The 22,528-nt window shown below is 57.4% G+C and carries 20 protein-coding genes; 14 read left to right on the top strand and 6 right to left on the bottom strand.

All coding sequences use genetic code 11. From position 1 onward, the window contains the following. The first annotated feature begins 8 nt into the window (after positions 1–8). A complete protein-coding gene (locus MIN45_RS01795) occupies positions 9–743 on the top strand; it encodes a PIG-L deacetylase family protein (RefSeq protein ID WP_286293002.1) in 735 nt (244 codons plus the stop codon). Then, positions 733–1,740 (top strand): GNAT family N-acetyltransferase, encoded by a 1,008-nt coding sequence (locus tag MIN45_RS01790; protein WP_286293001.1) that lies wholly within the window; start codon positions 733–735, stop codon positions 1,738–1,740. Before MIN45_RS01795 ends, MIN45_RS01790 begins: the two co-directional genes overlap by 11 nt. A 152-nt stretch (positions 1,741–1,892) precedes the next feature. Here the strand turns inward: MIN45_RS01790 and MIN45_RS01785 are convergent, their stop codons facing one another. Further along, complete coding sequence (locus MIN45_RS01785) at positions 1,893–2,951, bottom strand: glycosyltransferase family 2 protein (RefSeq protein WP_286293000.1); 1,059 nt, start codon at positions 2,949–2,951, stop codon at positions 1,893–1,895. Here MIN45_RS01785 and MIN45_RS01780 point away from each other — a divergent pair. From MIN45_RS01780 to MIN45_RS01765, 4 genes are all read left to right on the top strand, one after another. Continuing rightward, positions 2,950–4,080 carry a class I SAM-dependent methyltransferase gene (locus MIN45_RS01780; RefSeq protein ID WP_286292999.1) on the top strand — a complete coding sequence of 377 codons (1,131 nt, stop codon included), beginning with the start codon at positions 2,950–2,952 and terminating at the stop codon, positions 4,078–4,080. The two genes, MIN45_RS01785 and MIN45_RS01780, sit on opposite strands and share 2 nt — an antisense overlap. A 4-nt stretch (positions 4,081–4,084) precedes the next feature. Next, positions 4,085–7,588, top strand: a complete 3,504-nt coding sequence (locus tag MIN45_RS01775) for a glycosyltransferase (RefSeq protein WP_286292998.1) — start codon at positions 4,085–4,087, stop codon at positions 7,586–7,588. After that, a complete protein-coding gene (locus tag MIN45_RS01770) occupies positions 7,585–9,474 on the top strand; it encodes an LTA synthase family protein (RefSeq protein WP_286292997.1) in 1,890 nt (629 codons plus the stop codon). Before MIN45_RS01775 ends, MIN45_RS01770 begins: the two co-directional genes overlap by 4 nt. Positions 9,475–9,577: 103 nt before the next feature. After that, positions 9,578–11,245 (top strand): glycosyltransferase, encoded by a 1,668-nt coding sequence (locus MIN45_RS01765; RefSeq protein ID WP_286292996.1) that lies wholly within the window; start codon positions 9,578–9,580, stop codon positions 11,243–11,245. On the opposite strand, the gene MIN45_RS01760 is transcribed toward MIN45_RS01765, so the two are convergent. Genes MIN45_RS01760 through glf form a run of 3 tightly spaced genes read right to left on the bottom strand, consistent with a single transcriptional unit; the run spans position 11,225 to position 14,682 of the window. After that, positions 11,225–12,616, bottom strand: a complete 1,392-nt coding sequence (locus tag MIN45_RS01760; RefSeq protein ID WP_286292995.1) for a glycosyltransferase family 2 protein — start codon at positions 12,614–12,616, stop codon at positions 11,225–11,227. The two genes, MIN45_RS01765 and MIN45_RS01760, sit on opposite strands and share 21 nt — an antisense overlap. Before the next feature lie 9 nt (positions 12,617–12,625). Further along, positions 12,626–13,519 (bottom strand): glycosyltransferase family 2 protein, encoded by an 894-nt coding sequence (locus tag MIN45_RS01755; RefSeq protein ID WP_286292994.1) that lies wholly within the window; start codon positions 13,517–13,519, stop codon positions 12,626–12,628. Continuing rightward, positions 13,516–14,682, bottom strand: coding sequence for a UDP-galactopyranose mutase (glf, locus tag MIN45_RS01750; protein ID WP_286292992.1), 1,167 nt, complete (start codon positions 14,680–14,682; stop codon positions 13,516–13,518). The genes MIN45_RS01755 and glf overlap by 4 nt, the downstream gene beginning before the upstream one ends. 139 nt (positions 14,683–14,821) lie before the next feature. On the opposite strand from glf, the gene MIN45_RS01745 reads away from it, so the two are divergent. The 8 genes from MIN45_RS01745 (at position 14,822) to ubiB (ending at position 21,226) form a co-directional block, all read left to right on the top strand. Then, positions 14,822–15,646, top strand: coding sequence for a glycosyltransferase family protein (locus MIN45_RS01745; protein WP_286292990.1), 825 nt, complete (start codon positions 14,822–14,824; stop codon positions 15,644–15,646). Between the two features lie 52 nt (positions 15,647–15,698). After that, positions 15,699–16,244 carry an ATP-dependent protease subunit HslV gene (gene hslV, locus MIN45_RS01740; protein ID WP_286292988.1) on the top strand — a complete coding sequence of 182 codons (546 nt, stop codon included), beginning with the start codon at positions 15,699–15,701 and terminating at the stop codon, positions 16,242–16,244. A 2-nt stretch (positions 16,245–16,246) separates the two neighbouring features. Further along, positions 16,247–17,566 carry an ATP-dependent protease ATPase subunit HslU gene (hslU, locus tag MIN45_RS01735; RefSeq protein WP_286294096.1) on the top strand — a complete coding sequence of 440 codons (1,320 nt, stop codon included), beginning with the start codon at positions 16,247–16,249 and terminating at the stop codon, positions 17,564–17,566. 2 nt (positions 17,567–17,568) lie between these two features. Further along, positions 17,569–17,817: a DUF4160 domain-containing protein gene (locus MIN45_RS01730; RefSeq protein WP_286292986.1), complete on the top strand. Its 249-nt coding sequence runs from the start codon at positions 17,569–17,571 to the stop codon at positions 17,815–17,817. Then, positions 17,739–18,083 carry a DUF2442 domain-containing protein gene (locus tag MIN45_RS01725; RefSeq protein WP_337250352.1) on the top strand — a complete coding sequence of 115 codons (345 nt, stop codon included), beginning with the start codon at positions 17,739–17,741 and terminating at the stop codon, positions 18,081–18,083. The genes MIN45_RS01730 and MIN45_RS01725 overlap by 79 nt, the downstream gene beginning before the upstream one ends. A gap of 15 nt (positions 18,084–18,098) precedes the next feature. After that, complete coding sequence (gene ubiE / locus MIN45_RS01720) at positions 18,099–18,851, top strand: bifunctional demethylmenaquinone methyltransferase/2-methoxy-6-polyprenyl-1,4-benzoquinol methylase UbiE (protein ID WP_286292984.1); 753 nt, start codon at positions 18,099–18,101, stop codon at positions 18,849–18,851. Between the two features lie 138 nt (positions 18,852–18,989). Then, complete coding sequence (locus MIN45_RS01715) at positions 18,990–19,592, top strand: ubiquinone biosynthesis accessory factor UbiJ (protein ID WP_286292983.1); 603 nt, start codon at positions 18,990–18,992, stop codon at positions 19,590–19,592. After that, on the top strand, positions 19,589–21,226 hold the full coding sequence (gene ubiB / locus MIN45_RS01710; protein ID WP_286292982.1) for a ubiquinone biosynthesis regulatory protein kinase UbiB: 1,638 nt from the start codon (positions 19,589–19,591) through the stop codon (positions 21,224–21,226). The genes MIN45_RS01715 and ubiB overlap by 4 nt, the downstream gene beginning before the upstream one ends. Here the strand turns inward: ubiB and MIN45_RS01705 are convergent. Both MIN45_RS01705 and MIN45_RS01700 read right to left on the bottom strand, forming a co-directional pair. Then, positions 21,202–21,858, bottom strand: coding sequence for a hypothetical protein (locus MIN45_RS01705; RefSeq protein WP_286292981.1), 657 nt, complete (start codon positions 21,856–21,858; stop codon positions 21,202–21,204). The two genes, ubiB and MIN45_RS01705, sit on opposite strands and share 25 nt — an antisense overlap. After that, positions 21,855–22,526: a hypothetical protein gene (locus tag MIN45_RS01700; RefSeq protein WP_286292980.1), complete on the bottom strand. Its 672-nt coding sequence runs from the start codon at positions 22,524–22,526 to the stop codon at positions 21,855–21,857. Before MIN45_RS01700 ends, MIN45_RS01705 begins: the two co-directional genes overlap by 4 nt. Between the last annotated feature and the right edge of the window lie 2 nt (positions 22,527–22,528).

Here is a 22,528-nt window from a genome sequence, read left to right as displayed (position 1 = left end):
GATCTATCGTGCTGGTAGAGCAAGATTTGATTCCTTATTCCGTCTCCCCGCTGCCTTCCGGCCCCTGGTTGATATTTGCGCCCCACCCGGATGATGAGACGTTCGGTATGGGAGGGAGCCTGTTGTTAGCCCGGGAGCATGGCATTCCGGTTGTCATAGTGGTGCTGACTGACGGTGCGCTAGGGGGGGAAGGGAACCGGTCCGACCTGATTCTGCGCAGAGAGAAGGAGGCCCGCAAGGTGGCGCGCGATTTGAGGGTTTCGGCGCTAGAATTCTGGCGTCTGCCTGACAGAGGGCTGCGCGCCGATCCGCAGTTGATCGAGAAGATAGGCATGGCGGTGCACCGCTATGCACCCCGGACGATTCTCTTTCCTTCGCCGATGGAATATCACCCGGACCATCGGGTCGCTGCATATGCGGTGTGGGAGGCGGCCAAAAGGTGGAAGGGCAATTTGTGGTCGTATGAGATCACTGCCGCAGGCCGGGTCAACCGCCTGATCGACATTTCCCCGGTCATCGATGAAAAGCGACGTTTGATGGAGGTTTACAGTAGCCAGATGGCTGAGAACGATTATGCGGGAAAAATCCTTTCCCTTAACCGCATGAGAACCTACACGTTGCCTGCTGAGGTGCGTTATGTGGAGGCATTTTTTGATTTTTCTGCTTATCTTGGTACGGCATTTCCGGGCGTGGTGAAAAAAATGCTGGCACCGTTCTGGAGTAGGGAGGCCTATGAGGGATGATCCGTCTTCCCGGGCGATTGAACTGTCACAGTTTTGTTTGCGACCTTTAACGCCGGAAGATGAACCAAAGGTGTTGGCGTTGTGGCGGGCGGCCTTCGGATCGGATGCTGATGCCGAAATGTTGCGGTGGAAGTTCTTTGGAGAGTTCGGTCATCGTGCGATTGTGGCTGAACATGTTTCCGGTGATTTGGCTGCCATGTTTGGTGGTATTCCATATGTCGCCTCCATTTCCGGATCGCGCCACGAGGTTGTCCACATGGTGGACAATATGTCCCATCCTTCTTATCGGGGCCGGATTGGCGGGCGGCGTGGCGTATATGTGCGCACTGTAGAGCATTTCATCCATTGTTTTTGTGGTCCGGGTCGTGCGGTTTTTCTTTATGGGTTTCCAGGGGTTAGGCATTTTCTGTTAGGCCGGTACATGCTCCAATACAATGAATTGAATCGCCCGGTTTGTCTTGAGATTGATTTGAGAGAAAAGCCCCTGTTATTGAAGAGGCCGGGTGTGATCCGTTATATGGAACAGGGGGATGCCAGACTTGACCGTTTGGCAGCCGAGATGGATAGTATACTCCCTTTCTGGATGCGCCGTGACCGCCGGTTTGTTCAATGGCGCTTTTTGAGTCATCCTAAAAAGAATTATCATATATGGGGTGCCGGGAGGTGGTGGTCCCGTTTTATTTCAGGTTATTCTGTCGCACTGGATAACGGTGACGAAGGGGTTCTTGTGGACTTGGTATTGCCATCCGGTGTGGGGGAAGCTTTGTCGTTTATATCCAGCCTGATTCAGGAATGGAAATTTTACGGATGGTCAAGGGTAAAGACATGGGTGTCTAGTGCAGGCAATTGCCACACCGTTCTGAGGTGGGTGGGTTTTAAGGTCATTGAAGATCCGCTAGGAATCATTCCCGCCGGCAGATGCTTCGATCCTTCCATGAAAAGCGTATGGATGCTTAACAATTTATATTACACCATGGCGGATTCCGATTTATTTTAGAATAAAGTTGTTGGCCTGCTGACTTTTTAATGAACGATATGCGGGCAAATTATTGTTTTTCTAGGTCCTTGATTATTTCAATGTGCCGAAGACGGTCAAACTATTTAGGTAAAAAGCGGTAACGAGTTTTAGTTGGGTTTGGGTTGATTTTATCAAATGGTAGGTTTAACAAATCGCCATTTTTTTAATGTCCCAAGTTGCGGATGGCGTATCCTGGCAAAATAGGGTCCAGGGGCCAGCCGTTTCCAAACTTCATTCGGAAGCCGAAGCCCCGGAGGGGAAATATCCGTCTGTATGAAGGGAACAAACCATGGATTCATTGCGAGTTCCAAAGTTAAGGGGTTAAGCGGGAAGTTGCACGGAAATTCCGGGGGAGTCCCTGCAATGTCAAGGTCTGGGATTGGTTTTGCGGGAAGCCAGTTGATTTTAGGAAGGCGAGGTATGCTCCCAAAATGCTTTTTATAATATGTTATTCTTGACTTTTCCATTAAATCTTGTTTTTTTTCTTCGGAGTCCGGGGCTTGATTGAAATAATGCACGGCCCCGGCGCTTGGGACGACGATCGGCATCATATCGTGCTTCATGATTCTTAAACATAAATCAGTGTCCTCATAATATAAGAAATAATCTTCATCGAATACTGGTTCATTGGCTTTCTGGAACCAATCGGTATTCACGAGCATACATGCGCCTGAAAGAAATGGCTCTTGAAAGGGGGAGGTTTGCTTCCAAAAATAATCATGGTGGATTTGCCATTCGGAATCTAGTAGGCTTGCCTCAAGTTTGTTCTGCTGTGCCATGCAGCAGGATGCATACAGGCTTGGATGGTCCCCAAGTGCTGGCGGCATGCGAAAATCGCAGTTATCGTCCCAGTAAAATCTTGGTCCCAGTAGTGGAGTGTCAAGGAGTTTTGTGGCATTTGCCATGTTTTCAAGGCATCCGGGAAGTAGACGTGCATCCGGGTTAATAAGAAGCACCCATTTTGTTCTTGACTGTTCCAAGGCTATGTTAATAGCTCGCCCATATCCGATGTTTTTTGATTTTATGATTCGTATGGATAGAGGGGAGTTGGGCAATGAATCAGGATGGATTGATCTGCTATTGTCGACGATTATACATTCGGTCGTGCCGGATTGGCTGGACAGTGAGTTTATGAGTCCTGGTAGAAGCTGGTCTGTGTAATAATTCACAGTGATGATGGAGATGTCCATGTCAATACAGGTTTTTTGGCCTATTGGGTATTCATCCGAAATCGAGGAAGTTGAGTTTTCTTATCGTTTCTGTAGGAACATAACTCGTAAGCAGTTGAAAGGGGTGGTGTGGCACGACTACCTTCCCGGGAAGCCGCTTCCCTCGTCATCGGGTGAATATTTATTATTGGTCAAAGATCCTCAGGTAATCGTTTCCCGAATGGCGCTGAACAAAATGTTGCGGACTTTAAAGGAAGACAGTGATGCCGTTGCTGCTGTTCCTGTTTATAATGTCACATCTTCCGAAGAACAAGTGGCGGATTTGCCTGTTAATTATACAACGATTACCACATTCCTTGAAGTATCAGAGCTGCTGGCGCTTCATCCGTATAAGCCAATGTTGTTGAAATCGGCTCATGATACAGGTTGTATTCTTTATCGCTGTGATCGACATGTAAACGCTGACGTTCCTGTGGTTGTTTGCAAAGGGGCGCTTGTGCATCGGTTTTGCGGATATGCGAGTCAGCCCCGTCCTGACCTTTGGGGACTGGTTCCCCTTAGCGCCAGGACGATTCTGGACGTTGGTTGTGGAGGAGGGGCATTCGGTCGTTGGCTGAAGCAGGAGAAGCGGTATCCACATTCAATAGTGGTTGGTATCGAGCCTAATCCAGTGCTGGCGCAACAGGCTATGCCCTTTTATCACGAGGTTCATACAGTTTCAATAGAATCCTTCTCTTCCAGCATGAAACAGAATCAGTTCGATTTTATTTTATGTGGTGATGTCCTTGAGCATACCATAAATCCATGGCGCGTATTGTCTTCTCTTAGGAATCTTCTGTCTCAGAAAGGATCGATGCTCATCAGTATTCCTAATGTTGGGCATTGGTCCGTGATTATGGATCAGGCAAGAGGTAGATGGGATTATATCCCCTATGGTCTGAAGTGTGTAACGCATCTTCGTTGGTTTACAGAGGATTCCATTGCCCATTTATTTGAGGATTCTGGGATGCGTATAGAGCATGTAATTAGGAATCAAATGCCGGCGACGCCTTTGGGGGAACGCCTTATTCGGATGCTAGTGGATTCCGGTTTCGGTAATGAAAAGTCACTTAGGACGCATGAACTAGTGTTTGTTTTGCGCAGGCGTTGACCTCATGTCTTATCCCGTTTCTATAATTGTCAGAACCAAGGACCGCCCCCAACTGCTGCGGCAGGCGCTTGGTTCCCTGGCTGGGCAGACCTATCCTCGCTTGGAAGTGATCGTCGTCAACGATGGCGGTTGTGACGTGAGGGAAGTGCTCGAACCTTTCCGTTCCCGGTTTACGGAGATGCGGTATCTCGATCTGCAACCGGGGCGCGGGCGGGCCGCTGCTGCCAACGCGGGGTTGGGTGCCGCCCGGGGGCGGTATCTCGGGTTTCTCGATGATGACGATTGGCTCGCTCCGGAACACGTGGCCGGTTTGGTGGAGGCCCTGACCCAGCACCGGGAAAAGGCCGCCTATGCGGGTGTCCAGTGCGTCGAGCGGATCAATGGCGAATGGCGGGAAACCCATGTCTACAACGAGCCGTATGAACCGGTGAAGTTGATGGGGGTTAATTTCATTCCCATCCATGCGGTTCTGTTCGATAGAGCCCTTCTGGATGGCTGCCGCTTCGATGAAGCGTTCGAAGTCTATGAGGATTGGGATTTCTGGCTGCAGGTGGCCCGCCATACCGATTTCTACCATTTGGATCGGGTGACGGCTTTCTACCGCTTGACGGCCGACGACGGTTCCGGCGTTCACGGCAAGGATGACAAGCGTTACACCGCGCTGCGGCTTTTGTACGCCAAATGGGATCGCCGTTGGTCGGCGGAAAGCCGGGTGGCGCTGCTGGTCCATGCCCACCGGGGATTCGAGGCGACCGAAGCCCATATCCGCAACCTGGAGAAGCTGTTGGCGGAGCGGGAACGGTCGCTGGCCCAGGCCCGGATTCACGGAGAGAATCTGGAGAAGCTATTGGCGGAGCGGGAGCGGTCGCTGGCCCAGGCCCGGGTCCACGGGGAGAATCTGGAGAAGCTGCTGGCGGAGCGGGATCGGTCGCTGGCCCAGGCCCGGATTCACGGGGAGAATCTGGAGAAGCTGCTGGCGGAAAAGGACCGTATCCAGGCCATGACCCAGACCCATGCCGACAATCTGAAACGATTGCTGGCAGAGCGCGAGAAGGAGCTGGAAGCGCGTCAGCGCCGGATCGAGGACATGGAGGCGATGTTGGCGGCGTCGCGCCGGGAGATTGCGCACTGGCAGACGGCGTACCGGGAGGTCATGCAATCCACCAGCTGGCGGATATCCGCCCCGGTGCGGATGCTTGGACGTAGGCTGAGGCGGCTGCACCAGCTCGTCCGTCACCGTTCTTGCATACCTCACCTGATGCCGGTGCACCAGGTCGAAGACCTTGGCGGCGGACGATTCCGTGCCCAGGGGCCGGACCCTCATTTTCACCTTGGATTTCCCGGCCCGATTCCCTCCCGCTGGGTGCGGGTCAGCCTGACGATGGCAGGCAATAGCGACTCCCCGCCGACGATCTATTACGATACTGGTGACGGTTTCAACGAGTGTCAGTGTTTCACGCTGCTGCCGACAGGATCCGGGAACCGGTTCGAGCGGGTGGTGCGTTTGCCGGATGCGGTGCAGGGCTGGCGATTCGACCCCCGCCATGCGCCGGGGGAGTTCCGTATCAAGCGGCTGGAAGTGACCGAGATCGGCAGTCTGCTTGCTGCAACCAGGCTGTTCAGGCCTGAGATGGACTCGTGGTTGAGACAACCGGACACATGGGCCCGGGAGACGGTGCGTCTGATCCGTGCCTGGTGCGGCCCCGGCAAGCTGGAGGCCAGGCGGCAGTTGGTCGAGTCCGTTCAAAGACGACATTGGGATGCGTACCAATCCTGGTTCCGCCTGTACGGTCGGCTGACCGAGGCGGACCGTGAGGCAATCCGCAAGCGCATCATTTCGATGCGGAATATACCAACATTTTCCATCCTGATGCCGGTGCATGATCCGGATGTGCATTGGTTGCGGGCCGCACTCGATTCGGTACTGAATCAGCTCTATCCTCATTGGGAGTTGTGCATTGTGGATGATGCCTCCCACTCCCCCAAGGTCAGGCGGGTGTTGGAGGAATATCGGCGTCGGGACCCGCGCATCCGGGTCCGCTATCGGGACTGCAATGGACATATTTCCGTAGCCTCGAACGATGCGCTGGCGATGGCGACAGGCGACTACATCGCGCTGCTGGATCACGATGACGAGCTAGCGGAGCATGCCCTTTATCTGATGGCCGAGGAGATCACGGCTCATCCCCATGCAGTGCTGCTCTACAGCGACGAGGATAAGCTTGATGAGCTGGGCCGCCACTTCGATCCATATTTCAAACCGGATTGGAATCCCTTGCTGTTGCTGGGCCAAAATTATTTCAATCATCTAAGTGTTTATCGGGCTGATGCGGTCCGTGCCTGTGGCGGCTTTCGGGAGGGATTCGAAGGCAGTCAGGATTGGGATCTGGCATTGCGGGTCACGGAAACGCTGTCGCCTGAGCAAATTCGCCATGTCCCCTTCATTCTCTATCACTGGCGGGCTGTTTCCGGTTCCACCGCCAAAGCGCCGGACGAGAAGTCCTATCCTGCCCGGGCGGCGGTGCGGGCGGTGCAGGAGCATTTGCAACGCCTTTCTTTGCCCGCTGAGGTGGAATCCTTGCCTGGCGGCCATTGCCGGGTTCGTTTCCGTGTGCCGACGCACCCCCCAAAAGTCAGCCTGATCATTCCCACCCGCGACGGTTATGAGTTGCTGTCCCGCTGTGTGGAAACGCTGGTGGAGAAAACCGAGTATCCCGATTATGAAGTGATCGTGGTCGACAACCGTTCGCAGGACCCGCAATCCCTGGCCTATCTTGATGAGTTGTCCCGGCGCCAGGGCTTTCAGGTATTGCGGTATGATGAACCTTTCAACTTTTCCGCCATCAACAATTTTGCCGTTCGCCATGCGCAGGGAGAAATCCTTGGCTTTCTCAACAACGATCTGGAGATACTCGAGCGTGAATGGCTGCAGGAAATGGTTGCTCATGCCCTCCATCCTGAAACCGGCGCGGTAGGGGCGATGCTCTATTATCCGGACGGGCGCATCCAGCACGCTGGCATTATCCTGGGAATCGGAGGCGTGGCCGGTCATCCGTGGGTCGGGTGGCCTCCGGAGACGCCGGGGCAGATGGGGCGATTGCGTCTGGCCCAACATCTGACGGCGGTGACGGCCGCCTGTCTGCTGGTGCGGCGGGATGTATTCCTGGAAGTGGGTGGTTTCGACGAAAAGGGACTCAAAGTCGCGTTCAACGACGTGGATCTGTGTCTGAAGATCCACAATCGCGGTTACCGCAATGTCTGGACGCCATTGGCGCGGCTGTTTCATCACGAGTCGGCCACCCGCGGCTATGAGGACACGCCGGAAAAACAACGCCGTTTCCAACGGGAAATCGAGATCATGCAGCGGCGCTGGGGTTCTCTGTTACGCGCCGATCCGGCCTACAATCCCAATCTCACGCTGGAGCGGTGTGATTTTTCCCTGAGCTTCCAGCCGCGGGTGACCAGACCCTGGCGTGTTTCTAGCGAAGGCGGAGCGATCGGATCATGAAATCATCGTTTTTCGCAGCCATTATCTTCGGCATTTGGATGGCTGTGTTTTTATCCCAGCTGACATGGCCTGCTGAATTTTCTGGTTGGTATGAGAAGGGGAAAGCGGCCTTAGGCGCTTTTTATCCTTATGTGGCCGAGTATTTGGCACTCATTCTGATCCTGAGAAATCTATTGGCAGCGCGGCTCCTGCTGCGGTTGTTGGGATACGCTTTGGTGGCCCTGGTATTCGCCGGCTATCTGGTGCAGATCGTTTCCTATTATAAATCCGGCAGTTTCTTGCCACCGTTGGCACTGGAAAACATCAACCATATCGACCTGTTACTGCAAAGAAATGCAAATTTGTTTTTGTTGGTGGGTGTCGTGGGGCTGTGTTTGACAGCCGTCCTCTACTTGCTGGAGAAATACGGCCGCCGCCCGCGCCCGCTGGCGATGGTTCCCCTGTTCTCTGTTGCCGTCCTCATTACCGTGCCCTTGCTGCCCGTCTTGGAGGCCAAGAGGTCCCCTTCTACAGCAGCACAGCGTCTGCTTCGGGAGAACCGCCTTACCGAAACACCGCCACTTACCGCACTGATCAGTACCATCTGGCAGACAATGGCCAGCCCGCATCAGGGTGAAAAGATCGATACAGACATTCTGGCCGTTGCGGCACGGTATGGCTTTCACTACGACGACGGTCGTGAATATCCGCTGATCAGAAAGGGAAGCCATCCGCCTCCGCCCTTTCCATCTGTGGGAACGGGTATCAGGCCGCCCAACATCATCGTTTTTTTCACGGAAGGCTACTCCGCCCGCAATACCAACGTGTACAGCCAGGACTATCCCGGTTTGACTCCCAATTTGGTCGATTTTTCCCAAAACGCAATGGTCGTGGACAATTATTACAACCACACTGCGGCCACGTACCGGGGACTGCATGGTCAGTTGTGCTCTCTCTATCCCAAATACGGTGGGGTCGGTGGCTGGCACGACAATTACGAGAACCTTCCCCGCAGCCACTATCTGTGCCTTCCGGAGATTCTAAGGACGGCCGGTTATGTTACCGCCTTTGCAACTTCACAGTTGAAGAAAACGACTTTCCTGGACGAGATGCTCTACACCTTGGGCTTTGACCATGTGTTCATGGCCGATGAATTCCTCGGTCGCTATTTGCCCGGGGAAAAACCGATCCGCCCCAATGCGATTTCGGATCATCAGTTGTTTCGCGCGCTTGTTGCGCTGCTGGCATCCGTGGAGAATGACAAAACCACCAGGCCCTTTTTCATCGGCATTTACAATTTGGGAACCCATGCCTTCCTGGACGTGCCCGAGGATGGGGTCGTCTATGGAGACGGGAAAAATGCGTCACTGAACACCATTCATAACCTCGATGATGCATTTGGAACGTTTTGGCAATATTTCAGACAATCACAGTATTTTGACGACACTATCGTAATCTTCACCGCCGACCATGCCCATTTCCATGACCGTCCCTTCGTTGCCGCGTTTGACCGCAAAGATAGCCGGTTCAAACATCCCTATGTCAAGACGTTCGTGGATCAGATTCCGCTAATCATCTACGATCCAGGCCGGGAATTGCCTTCCCGTTTCGACGCCCGTTATGCGACCAGCGTCAACTTTACCCCGACCCTTCTCCATTATTTGGGCATCACCATACCGGAAAATCCTTTCATGGGACATTCCCTGTTCGATCCTCCTTTCGGTTTAGAAAAAGGTGAGAACGGCGTGGCTTCGTTTGGCGATGAGACGTTTATCATCGACGAGCAGGGTATCCATGGAGGGCTGCCCCGTTTTTTCACCGGCAGTTACGCTGCCGACCTCAAGGCATTGCATGCTTTCATGGCCCATGTCCATCAATTGGAAGTCGAGGACAGGATCTGGCATTGACCGACGGGGGCGTGTAGTGGAAGGCTTGACTCTCGTTGAGGATGGGATCCTCCTGCGCTTGGAGGCGGAGGGTCCCCGGCGACGCTTGCCGGAGCGATAGATCGTGTTCCGTCGCGCCTGCCGCCGTTTCATCGGCGCCTGCCTGCGTCCGCTGACAGCTTCACCATCGCAGTGGCGCTGGTTGCGCTTATATCCATCGGCGGTGCCCAATGAAACCTTGTTGCGGCATTGGGCGGAGAGTGAATGGCCCGATTATCAGCTCTGGATCGAGCACAACACTATTGTCACGCAGACACAGTGGTTTGAGCGCCATCGGCAGGCTACAGCACCCAATGCGGCGATTTCCATCGTCACGCCGGTACGCGACACGCCGGCGGAAATCCTCAGGCAATGCATCCTCTCGGTGCGCATGCAGACTTCGCCCTATTGGGAATGGATTCTGGTTGACGACGCTTCCCGCAGACCTGAAACCAAAGCGGTCTTGGCATCGCCGCTGTGTCGCGATCCCCGAATCCGGATCTTTTCCGCGGCGTCTCCCTTAGGCATTTCCGGTGCCACCAATCTGGGCATCGCCCAGGCTCGTGGGGAATTTATCGTCTTTCTGGACCACGACGACCGCCTGGCTTGGGACGCCGTTCAGTCAGTGGCGGAGGTGCTCGACACCGACCCGGGAGTGGACATCATCTATTCCGACCGTGACATGTTGTCACCTGGAAACAAACGGTTCATGCACTTGATGAAGCCGGACTGGTCGCCGGAGACGTTGTTGTCGGGCAATTATATCTTTCACCTGATGGCCTATCGCAGACGTTTGGTCCAGCAGGTGGGCGGTCTGCGCAGCGCTTATGACGGTTCCCAGGATTACGATTTGATCCTGCGCTGCATGGAATATACCGACCGGATTCGCCATATTCCTAGGGTGTTATATCACTGGCGCCAACACGGCGCCTCGGTGGCATTGAACGATGAATCCAAGGCTTATGCTTTCGATGCGGGAAGGCGGGCTTTGCAAGATGCCTTGCAGCGGCGCGGTATTACGGCGAAGGTCATCGAAAGGCATGATTTGTGGCGTGGCCATTATCAGGTTCGTCTGCCATTGCCGTCACAGAAATCCATACAGCGGATTCTCCTGCCACCGGAGAAGATACCGGGAGGATACCGGAATGCGGTGATGGCGATGGTGGATTCCAGCGGCAGAAGTCCGTATCTGCTGATCCGTCGCGCCACTGTTGTGCCCGTCAAGCCGGAAACGGAACAGAAGCTGGTCAGTTGGCTGGCATTGGAAGGTGTCGGGATAGTGACCGGGAAAACCGTGGATGCTGCGGATCGTTTGGTCTACGCCGGTGCGGTTTTGACCGCCGCAGGTCGGATATTGCGTCCTTATCGAGGTTTTCCCGTGACCGAACCCGGGTATATGGCCGTGACGGCTATCGAACGCAATCTCAGCGCACCTGATCCTTACTGCGTCGCTATCCGCCGTGAGGTATGGAATCAGCTGGAAGGGTTAGATCCGGATTTCCAGGGGCCATATGCACTGCTGGATTTCGCTCTCCGGGCATTGGCGCGAGGGTGGCGCATTGTCTTTGTGCCTTCAGCTGTGTTTCGTGGAGAGAAACTTTCAGATGTCACCTTTACCGAAAGCGAACGCCGCAAATTTTTAGCCCGCTGGGGCCAATGGTTACGGAAAGGGGACCCCGCCTATAACCCCAATCTATCCCAATCCAGTGAGTACTATGAGTTGGCCGTGAGCTCAGTTTCTGGCCAGGGATAACAAATGCCGGGCAAGCTGAGAAGGGGAGGGGGATTCCCGTAAACTGCAATGTTCGTTGTTGACAAACAGAACCCGCTTTGCGAACCAAGACCAGGCGGGATGGATTTCGTAATCGCTTTGCAGGATCAGATCGTATTTTTTTCTAGGATTCAGGTAACCGATCCAACGGATCGGTCTGAACCGGAATAGTTTCTTATGGTTCGTGAATCGGCCCGCCCAAGGACTGTGAGGGGCGTGATCGGGTGTCAGAATGGTGATTTCCAGATCGGGCCGTTGCCGTTGGATGCGGCTGATGCATGCGGGAAGATCCAGCGCGTTCAGTTGCAGATTCCAGGGGATCAGAATCTTTTTGAAGTCGGCGCGTAGCAACAGATCTTCCAGCTCGCCGATAGGGTAATAGCACTCGTTCAGGCGAATGTCTCGTTTGCCCTTTATGCGCTGACGGTAATCCCGCAACGCCTGGATGTGAAGGTCGGCGAGGTCCAATTTGCCGATGACGGCATAGTAAAACGATTTCAGGCGGATTCGGTGTTTCGTTTTTGTTATGGCACCAGGGACACCATGCTTTTCCAATAGGTAGAGCACATTCCTGTTGTCGTAATAGAGTACCCATGTGGGAACTTTGGCCAAGGCGGAAAGATGCCAAATGATCGAGTTTGTCGCCACGGCGATTTTATGACCTGCATTGGCGATGCGCAGACACCATTCCACATCGTCGTAATGGATAAAAAAGTCGTCCCAAAGTCCAGCTCGACGGGCGACCGGTTCGCGAACCAGCAGTGAGGCGGCGGCGACGTAATCCACCGTGGTCCACGGCGGGCAATCGCTCAAATGATCCACGAGATCAAGATCGCTGCCGCGGAGCGTTTCTATCGGGATGTCTTTCCAGGCTGGCAAGTCATGCATGTGGCGATGGAGAATGAGCGTGCCGTAGGTTCGATCCACGTCCGCCCCCATTTCGTTGATGCGCCAAGGATAGTCGAGCTGCATCATGGTGGAGCCTGCCACGGCGATTTCATCTTGATTTTCCAGCAGCTCGACGAGGGCCGAGAGGGCATGTTTATGGACCTGAACGTCGTTATCCAGCAGCCAAAGATAGTCATAGCTGCCCGGAGGTTGGGAGAAAGCCCAAGCCAAGCCGGTATTGAAACCGCCGCTGCCCCCGAGATTTTCCGGATTGCGGATCAAGTGCAGATCCCGGCGATCCTGTAATGCCTCCACTGTTCCGTCGTGACTGGCATTGTCCACGACCACGATATCCAGCAATTCACGAGGATAATCCAAGTTTCCCAAGGAATCCAATAGTGCGAGGACATGATCTTTTTTGTTCCAGGTCACGATGATGACCAGAACCTTTGGGGAAGATTTCATAAAGTCGGATCAGGCTTTTCCAAGCAAATGGTGCAGAATGCTGTTTTGGCGCCAGAATGCTCGACTTTGCCGACGCACGTCAGGAGGAAGGGAGCTGCGGATGACCGGTTGTGCGAACGCGTCTCTGACGGCTTTGAAATAGGCGCCAAGTTCGCCGAACTGCAGCGCGCGTCCCAGGCCGATGAGCAGGCGCGAAACCAGCAAATAGCCGGCTTGCGGTCCGGGGTAATAACGCATAATCAGCCACAAGGTGTTACGGGTGGGAAAATAGACACGCCGCCAACCGGGACGTTGACAGGGAGTACCCCGGTGAATCACCCGACAGTCCGGTCGGTATTCGATCCGGTAGCCGCGTTGGCGTACCTGGAAGCTGACCTCGATTTCGTTCTGGTAGAGAAAGAACGAAGTCGGGTACCAGCCGATGGCTTCGAACAACTGGCGACGGATAGCGAAGCCGCAACCGATGAAGAAAGGGGAGGGAGCCGGGGTTGTTGAGTCCGGCAGGTGCCAACTGTTTTGAGGGGCACCGGCCGGTGTCTCGATATGACAGGCGAGCACGCCCAGGTCGGGATTGTCATCCATTGTTTGGATGATCCGGTCGAGCGTGGCGGCATCCCGGGGACAGGAATCGTCGTCCAACACCAGTAGATAATCACCACGGGCCAATCGGAAACCCTCATTATAACCGGCAATTCCCCGATTGGCGCTCAGGAGCAGTGTGCGGATACAATCTTGGGCATGCAGATATTCAGCAGTCCCGTCGGTGGAGCCATTGTCCACGGCGATGATCTCCACGTCATCGCGACCTTGACATAGAGCCAGTAGGTGCTCCACCGTCTGTTTGGTCTCATGGAGACGATTGTAATTGAGAAAGACGATGCTGAGGCGCTTTCCAGTGCTCATGTTTGGGTGGCGAACCGGGTACGGTAGACCTCCAGCGCGCGGGCGACGATATCGTCCATGTCATAATAGCGATATTCTGCCAGGCGCCCTACCAACGTGATTTTCGGAAAACGGCGGGCGAAATTGGCATATTGCCGATATCTTGCGGTATTCTCGTCCTTGAATATGGGATAGTAGGGGATATTCCGCCCATTTTTCAAACGGTCGTAATCCTGGGGGTATTCTCTGACAATCGTGGTTCCGGGTAGTTTTTGCCGGGTGATGTGTTTGAATTCGGTGATCCGGGTGAAATCGTAATTTTCCGGATAATTTACGGTGGTGACTTCCTGGAAAAGATCTTGCGGCAAGTGTTCGAAACGGAATTTGAGTGAGCGGTAAGGAAGTTCGCCGAAGCGGTAATCGAACAATTCGTCGATCATCCCTGTATGGATCAGGTGTCCGGAAAACGACTGGCCAAACAGTTGGATTTCAGCGGTGTCGAAATCGAGTCGTAAGATTTCTCTGTAATCAGTGTTAAGCAACAGCTTGATATTGGGGTGACCGAGCAAGCGTTCGAACAGCCGAGTATAACCGTGCTTGGGAACGACCTGATATTTGTCCTGGAAATAGTGATCATCTCGGGAAATAAAGACAGGCACTCGCGCAGTGACTTCAGGGGCGATATCTTCGGGGGGGCAGGCCCATTGTTTGACTGTGTATTTTAGAAAAACCTTGTTGTAAATGAAGTCAGCTAGAAACTTGAGTTGAGGATCTTCTTCCTTTTTCAATTCCAAAATAGGAACCTTGATATCGAATCCGTAACGCTTGATGAGCTTGCGTTCGAGTGAATCTGCCAGGGATGCGGGAAACAGACGATGTAATGCGTTCAGGTTGAACGGCAAGGGAACTTTCTGCCCGTCGACCACGGCGAGTACCCGGTGTTGATATTCGATCCAGTCGGTGAAACGGCTGAGATAGTGGAACACTTCGGCATTGGACGTGTGGAACAGATGCGGGCCGTATTCATGAATCAGAACACCGTGGTCATCATAACGATCGTAGCAGTTGCCACCGATGTGAGGCCGCTTCTCAACGAGGAGTACACTGGCATTTCGTTCCGAGGCCAGCCGTTCGGCGATTACGGCGCCGGCGAAACCAGCCCCTATGATGATGTAGTCGAACATTCTGGATGATAGGGCCAAGTTGTTGCTGGTGATCTCAGGAGTCGGGTCGGATGGGGAGTGCAGACAGAGCAGCGTTTCATTGTCGGAGTTTTGCGTGCGTTTGACAAGCTGGCAAGTCAGAGAGCGGCATAAGGAGGCCATGGTCAAACCGAATCTAGTGGTGTCCATTGTGGTTCATCGCTCTCCGTTGCCCGTTCTGGAACAGACGTTGGTGTGTTTGAAGCAGGCGGCCCAGAAAGTGGTTGGGCGACTGGTGGCAGCGGTCGATGTAGTGATCGTCGACAACGATTCTGGCGGCGCCTATGTTGCCGGTCTCCAGGCACTGGTCGATCGTTGGCAAGCGAACGGACTGGCGGTGAGGCTGCGTTGCAACGGAGCCAATCTGGGTTACGGCCGTGGCCACAACATGGTAGGCACGGCGAAGAAGGATTATCGACTGATCCTCAACCCGGATGTGTATCTTCAGCTTGATGCGCTGACAGCCGCTTTGGATTTTCTGGATGATCATCCTGCTGTCGGGCTGGTGGTTCCTCGGGCCCTGGACGCAGAGGGAAAACCGCTTTATCTATGTAAGCGTCATCCATCTCTTCTGGTGCTGGCGCTCAGGGGGTTCTTCCCAGTGTGGTTGCAGCAGTATTTCGTCCATATCCTGGACCGATATGAAATGCGGGATCTCGACTGGGATCTGCCGCGATTCGATCTGGAACTGGTCAGCGGCTGCTGCATGCTGATGCGTGGCGAGGTCTGGCACAGGACAGGCGGTTTCGATCCGGATTATTTCATGTATTTTGAGGATTTCGATTTCTCGCTCCGAGCCCATCAGGTGACGCGGATCGCTTACGTTCCGGATTTTATCGTCACCCATCTGGGAGGTGGTGCGGCACGCAAGGGCTGGCGCCACCGCTGGTGGTTCGTCCGTTCCGCTTGGCGTTTCTTCCGTCATTACGGCTGGAAGTGGCTCTGATCCTCCCCTTGGTGAAGGTATAATGATGCTTTGCACACTTTCAGGAAAACTGATGGACCCCATCCGAGGCACCACCATCCTCTCCGTCCGCCGCGGCGACCGCGTGGTCATCGGCGGCGACGGCCAGGTTTCCATGGGCAACACGGTGATGAAGGGCAACGCCCGCAAGATCCGGCGCCTGTATCACGATCAGGTGCTGGCGGGTTTCGCCGGCGCCACCGCCGATGCCTTCACCCTGTTCGAGCATTTCGAGGGCAAGCTGGAAAAGCACCGCGGCAATCTGGTGCGGGCGGCGGTGGAGATGGCCAAGGACTGGCGCACCGACCGCGCCCTGCGGCGGCTGGAGGCGCTGTTGGCCATCGCCGACGCCAAGTCCTCGCTGATCATCTCCGGCACCGGCGACGTGATCCAGCCCGAGCACGATCTCATCGCCATCGGCTCCGGCGGTTTCTACGCCCTGTCGGCGGCCCGGGCCCTGCTGGAGAACACCGAGCTTCCGGCGCGCGAGATCGTGGAAAAATCCCTCCACATCGCCGCCGACATCTGCATCTACACCAACCACAACCTCACCATCGAGGAGCTGGAGTCGCGCCCATGACCATGACCCCCCGCGAAATCGTCCACGAGCTCGACAAGCACATCATCGGCCAGCAGGAGGCCAAGTGCGCCGTGGCCATCGCCCTGCGCAACCGCTGGCGCCGCAGCCAGGTGCCGGAGGCGCTGCGCGACGAGATCACCCCCAAGAACATCCTCATGATCGGCCCCACCGGGGTGGGCAAGACCGAGATCGCCCGTCGCCTGGCGCGGCTGGCCAACGCCCCTTTCATCAAGGTGGAGGCGACCAAGTTCACCGAGGTGGGCTACGTGGGCCGCGACGTGGAATCCATCATCCGCGATCTGGTGGAAGTGGCCGTCAAGCAGACCCGCGAGGCGGAGATGGAGAAGGTCCGGGCGCGGGCCGAACGCGCCGCCGAGGAGCGCATCCTCGACGTGCTGGTGCCGCCGCCGTCGAGCTGGACGGAAACCCCGGCGGACAGGGAATCGGCCGCCCGTCAGCGTTTCCGCGACCGCTTGCGGGCCGGGGAGATCGACGACATGGAGATCGAGATCGAGGTCCAGGCCCCGCGCATGGGGGTGGAGATCATGGCCCCGCCGGGGATGGAGGAGATGACCAGCCAGCTCCAGGGCCTGTTCCAGAATCTGGCCGGCGGCAAGACCAAGCGCCGCAAGATGAAGATTCGGGATGCCCTCGAAGCGTTAAGGGAGGAGGAGGCCGCCAAGCTGGTCAACGAGGAGGAGATCAAGTTCCGCGCCCTGGAGCGGGTGGAACAGCACGGCATCGTCTTCCTCGACGAGATCGACAAGATCTGCCGCCGCTCGGAGATGGGCGCCAGCGCCGACGTCTCCCGCGAGGGGGTGCAGCGCGACCTGTTGCCGCTGGTGGAGGGCAGCACGGTGACCACCAAGTACGGCATGGTCAAGACCGATCACATCCTCTTCATCGCCTCCGGCGCCTTCCATCTGGCCAAGCCCTCGGATCTGATTCCCGAACTCCAGGGCCGCTTCCCCATCCGGGTGGAGCTGAGCGCCCTGTCGGTGGAGGATTTCGTCCGCATTCTCACCGAGCCCGACGCATCCCTCACCGAGCAATACAAGGCACTGATGGCCACCGAGGGGGTGGGGCTGGAATTCACCGCCGACGGCATCGCCCGCATCGCCGAGATCGCCTGGCAGGTCAACGAAACGGTGGAAAACATCGGCGCCCGCCGCCTGCACACGGTGCTGGAGAAACTGCTGGAGGAAATTTCCTTCAAGGCTCCCGAGCTGGCCGGCGAGACGGTGACCATCGACGCCGCCTACGTGGACGGGCATCTGGGGGAATTGGCCCAGGACGAGGATCTGAGCCGGTATATTCTGTAGCTGTGCCGGAGATCAGCCGTTTTTATGGCATTGTGATCAAAATGTATTTTCGGGATCATCCGCCGCCGCATTTTCACGCTGTTTATGGTGATCGCCATGGTTTGATCACTATCGACACGTTGGAGATGATGGAGGGCAATTTGCCGTCGCGGGCGGTTCGCTTGATCGCGGAATGGGGTCGCATGCATCGGATGGCATTGAAACGCATGTGGGAACGCCAGACTTTCGAGAAGTTGCCTCCGTTGCCATGAATAGGATTCCCAGAATCACGGCCGTTGAGCCCTGTGAGGATTTCCGTCTCAAAGTGATTTTCACCGATGGAAGCGTGCGTCTTTACGATGTAAGACCATTGTTGGAGCTGCCGGCCTTTCGCCGTCTTCAGGACCCGGATTTTTTCCGGCAGGTGCGAATCGAACCGGGTGGCTATGCGGTCAGCTGGAACGACGAGGCGGATATCAGTGAATACGAACTGTGGCGTCATGGCGTGCCACTGTCTAGCCGCGAACACGCGGCGTGATTGATCGAGGAACGAATGAGCGACGACAAGCAAACCACCCACTTCGGCTTCCGCCAGGTTCCGGTCACGGAAAAGGCCAGGCTGGTCCGCAACGTGTTCGATTCGGTGGCGGACCAGTACGATCTGATGAACGATCTGATGTCCTTCGGCATCCACCGCCTGTGGAAGCGCCTGACCATCTTTCTCAGCCAGGTGCGTTACGGCGAGCGGGTGCTGGATCTGGCCGGAGGCACCGGCGACCTGACCCGGCTGTTCCACCCCCGGGTGGGGGACAAAGGCGAGGTGGTGCTGGCTGACATCAACGCCGCCATGCTGCGCCGCGGCCGCGACCGCCTCACCGACGAAGGGATCGTCCGCGGCGTGCGCTACGTTCAGGTGGACGCCCAGTGTCTGCCCTTCGAAAACGACACCTTCGACTGCATCACCATCGCCTTCGGCTTGCGCAACGTCACCGACAAGGACAAGGCTCTGGCTTCCATGTACCGGGTGCTCAAACCCGGCGGCCGTCTGCTGGTGCTGGAATTCTCCAAGCCTACCACCGAATGGTTCAGCAAGGTTTACGACGTCTATTCCTTCAAGCTGTTGCCGCTGATGGGCAAGCTGGTGGCCGGCGATTCCGACAGTTACCGTTATCTGGCCGAATCCATCCGTATGCACCCGGATCAGAACACCCTCAAGGGCATGATGAGCAAGGCCGGTTTCAAGCGGGTCGAATACTTCAATCTCACCCAAGGGGTGGTGGCCATCCACCGGGGGTACAAGTTCTGATGTCGGCGGTAGTGGGTGGCGGGAGCGTGGTCCGGGGGGCGTATTCGGCCTGGGTGGCCGAATATCGAGCGTCCAGGGATGGATTCACAGCGTCCCCCCGGACCACGCTCCCGCCACCCGTGCCGGGGAGAGCGTGACATGCTGGCCCGCGCTTTGGCCTCCCAGACCCTGGAAGCGGCAGTCGCCCGGCTGCTGGCGCTCGATCCCAGGGCTTCGCGGCTGCTCGAGCCGCTGGCGGGCAAGATCATCGTGGTGGAGCTGCGGCCGTTTCCGCTGCGTTTCTGCTTCAGTCCGACCGATGAAACCGTGTTGGTGTTGGCCGAATCCCCCAGCGATCCCGAGGTGATCCTGCGCGGCACCCCCTTCGGTTTCCTGCGCCTGCTGCTGGCCGAGCGCCCGGAAACCGGCCTGTTCCAGGGTGCGGTGCAGGTCGAGGGGGACATGGACACCGCCAAGCGCCTGCAGAACCTGTTGCGCCGTCTCGATCTGGATTGGGAACGCTGGCTTACCGACCTGGCCGGGGAAAGGCCTGCCGACCTGCTGCGGGGCGTCGTTGCCTGGCACCGCCATGCCTGGCGCAGTTTCCAGTGGAACCTGGCCGACTTCCTCCAGGAGGAAACCCGCGTCCTGCCGGCGCCGCTGGAAGCGGAAAACCTGTACCGCCAGATCGGGGCGCTGCGCGATGACGTGGAGCGCCTGGAGGCGCGCATCCGACGTCTGCAGGAGAAAAGGACGGCGTGAATCCGCTGCGTTCCTTCTGGCGTCTGCTGCAGATCCAGCGCATCCTGCTGCGCTACGGTCTGGACGAATTGATCCTTGGCCTGCCGTGGCTGCGGCCGGTGCGTTTTCTGCGCTGGCTGTCCCCCAATGCCTGGCGCCGCCGTCATCGGGGGCCGCGTGGCGAGCGCATCCGCCGGGTTCTGGAAGAGCTGGGGCCGATCTACGTCAAGTTCGGCCAGGCGGTGTCCACCCGCCGCGATCTGCTCCCCGACGACATCGCCGACGAACTGGAAAAGCTCCAGGACCGCGTGCCGCCGTTTCCCGGCAGTCAGGCGCGCGCCGTTGTCGAGGCGCAGCTGGGCCGCCCGGTCGCCGAGATCTTCGCCGAGTTCGATGAAACCCCGCTGGCCTCGGCCTCCATCGCTCAGGTCCATCCCGCCCGGCTCCACAGCGGGGAGGAGGTCGTGGTCAAGGTGCTGCGCCCCGGTATCGAAGCCCGCATCCGGGAAGACGTGGCGTTGATGGCGCTGTTCGCCGCCCTGGTGGAACGTTTCATCCCCGAGGCCCGGCGGCTGCGCCCCCGGGCGGTGGTGGCCGAGTTCGACAAGACCCTTCACGACGAGCTCGATCTGGTGCGCGAGGCCGCCAACGCCGCGGAGCTACGGCGTCATTTCGAGGATTCGGAGATCCTCTACGTTCCCAAGGTGTATTTCGACTGGACCCGGCCGCAGGTGCTGGTGATCGAGCGCATTCACGGCATCCCGGTCACCGATGTCGGTGCGCTGCGAGAAGCGGGGGTGGATTTCAAGCTGCTGGCCGAGCGCGGGGTGGAGATCTTCTTCACCCAGGTGTTCCGCGACAATTTCTTCCACGCCGACATGCACCCGGGCAACGTGTTCGTCGATCCCCGTTTCCCGGCCAGGTACATGGCGGTGGACTTCGGCATCGTCGCCAGCCTGTCGGAAGCCGATCAGTATTATCTCGCCGCCAACCTGCTGGCCTTCTTCAACCGTGACTATCGCCGGGTGGCCGAAATGCACGTGGCCTCGGGCTGGGTGCCGGCGGACGTGCGGGTGGAGGCGTTCGAGGGGGCGATCCGGGCGGTGTGCGAGCCCATTTTCGCCAAACCCCTGGGGGAGATTTCCTATGGCCAGCTGCTGCTGCGCCTGTTCCAGACCGCGCGCCGTTTCCGCATGGAAGTCCAGCCCCAGCTGGTGCTGTTGCAGAAGACCCTGCTCCAGATCGAGGGCCTGGGACGCCAGCTCTATCCGGAACTGGACCTGTGGCAGACCGCCAAGCCGTTCCTGGAGGACTGGTTCAGGCGTCGTGTCCATCCCCGTACCCTGCTGCACAAGACCTGGCGGCAGCTGCCGCAGTGGGCCGAGCAGTTGCCGGAAATGCCCACCTGGGCCCTGCGTCTGCTGGATCAGGCCAGCCATGGCCAGCTGCCTTTGCAACTGCCCCAGCTGGAGTCCTGGCAGCGCCATCAGCGTCGCCAGCAGCGCCGCACCGTCGCCGCCATCGGCGGCGGGGCGATGATGATTTCCGCCAGCGTGCTCATCGGGGTGGGGCTGCTGTCGCCCCTGACCCTGGGGTTGGCCGGGCTGGGAGGCGTGATGGTGCTGCGCGCCTATTGGGAGGGGGGATCGGACTGATCAACCTCGGCCGCAATGGCAGGGTTGGGTTCCGTTTCTGGCGGCTCGTTTTCGCTATCGGCTTCAGCCTCGTCTTCCGGCGCGGGTTCGTCCGGGACGGCGGGCGTTTCCTCCGGCGGTTCGCTCGTATCTGAGAAAACTTCGATTTCTTCGTCGTCTTCCAGGGAAGGCTCCTCCGCCGGGGGAGGCGCTGCAGCGTTTTCCACCGTTTCGGAGATGGTTTCTTCAGGCGCCGCTTTCTCTGCTTCTCCGGCAGAGAGGGGCAAATGTTGCGAGAGGCTTTCCAGCCACCGGTCGAGACAGCGGTGGAGGGGATCGGGCAGCTGGTCGAGCGCCCCGGTGTCCTGCTGCAGTTGGGTGGCGACCGCCGCGTGCCAGAATTGCCTTTCCGCTTCGAGCCACTGGCCGGCGATGGCGTCGGCATTGGATTCGTCCAGCGCCAGATGCCGCTGCAGCCATGCCTGGTAATGGGCGCGGCGTTGCGGCAGGGTGGTTTCGAGCCGGTTGAGCAGGGCTTCCAGGGCGGCGTCCCGGCGTCGTTTGCGCCGCAACGTCAGAAACAGCAGCCCGCCGGGGGCCAGAATCAGCAGCAGGCCCAGCTCGGCCGCCAGAATCCAGGTCGTTGCGTTCATGATTCGCTCACCTCAATGATCAGGTCGTCATCCTCTGTCGTCACCGGTCGTGGCTGCGTCCTGGCTTCGTTGCGTTTCAACATCTCCACGATGCGCCGGCGGCTGGCCTCCAGCTCCTCGCGGCTGCGGTCGGGGGCGAACATGCGGGTGTATTCGGACGACAGCGCGTCGATGGTTTCCAGCGCCGTCTGCAGCTGGTCGGCGAGTTGCTGCGTCTCTGCCTGAAGCGCTTCGATTCGCCGTTGGGCCTCCTGCAGGGGGCGGGGATCGGCCTCGGGTTTCGGGGCGGCGGCGACTTCCTTCAGCAGTTGCCGGTAGGGCTCCTGGAGGGCGCGGATGCGGCCTTCCAGCTGGCCCAGCCTGCGGCTGTCGCGGGTGAGAAAAAGCTGGAGGATCTGGTGATAAAGGGCTTTCTCGCGCTCGATCAGTTCGCCGGTTAGCGCCTCCTGCTGGTCTTGCGGCAGTTGTTCGAAGGCCGCCAGCAGCTCCCCCAGGGCGGCGGAATGATCCGGTGCGGTTTTTTCCACCTGGGAGATCAGGCGGCGGGCGGCTTCGGTTTCCTGGCGCTGGTGCCGCAGCCAGGTGTGCAGGATCCAGCCCAGGACCAGAAGCAGCAGGGCGACCGATTCGACGAGAAAGGCGAGGGTCAGGGTTTGGGTGTCGATCATCT

The sequence above is a fragment of the Methylomarinovum tepidoasis genome, from assembly GCF_030294985.1.
Taxonomy (GTDB): domain Bacteria; phylum Pseudomonadota; class Gammaproteobacteria; order Methylococcales; family Methylothermaceae; genus Methylohalobius; species Methylohalobius tepidoasis.
This window is presented reverse-complemented; position numbering and strand designations above follow the sequence as displayed.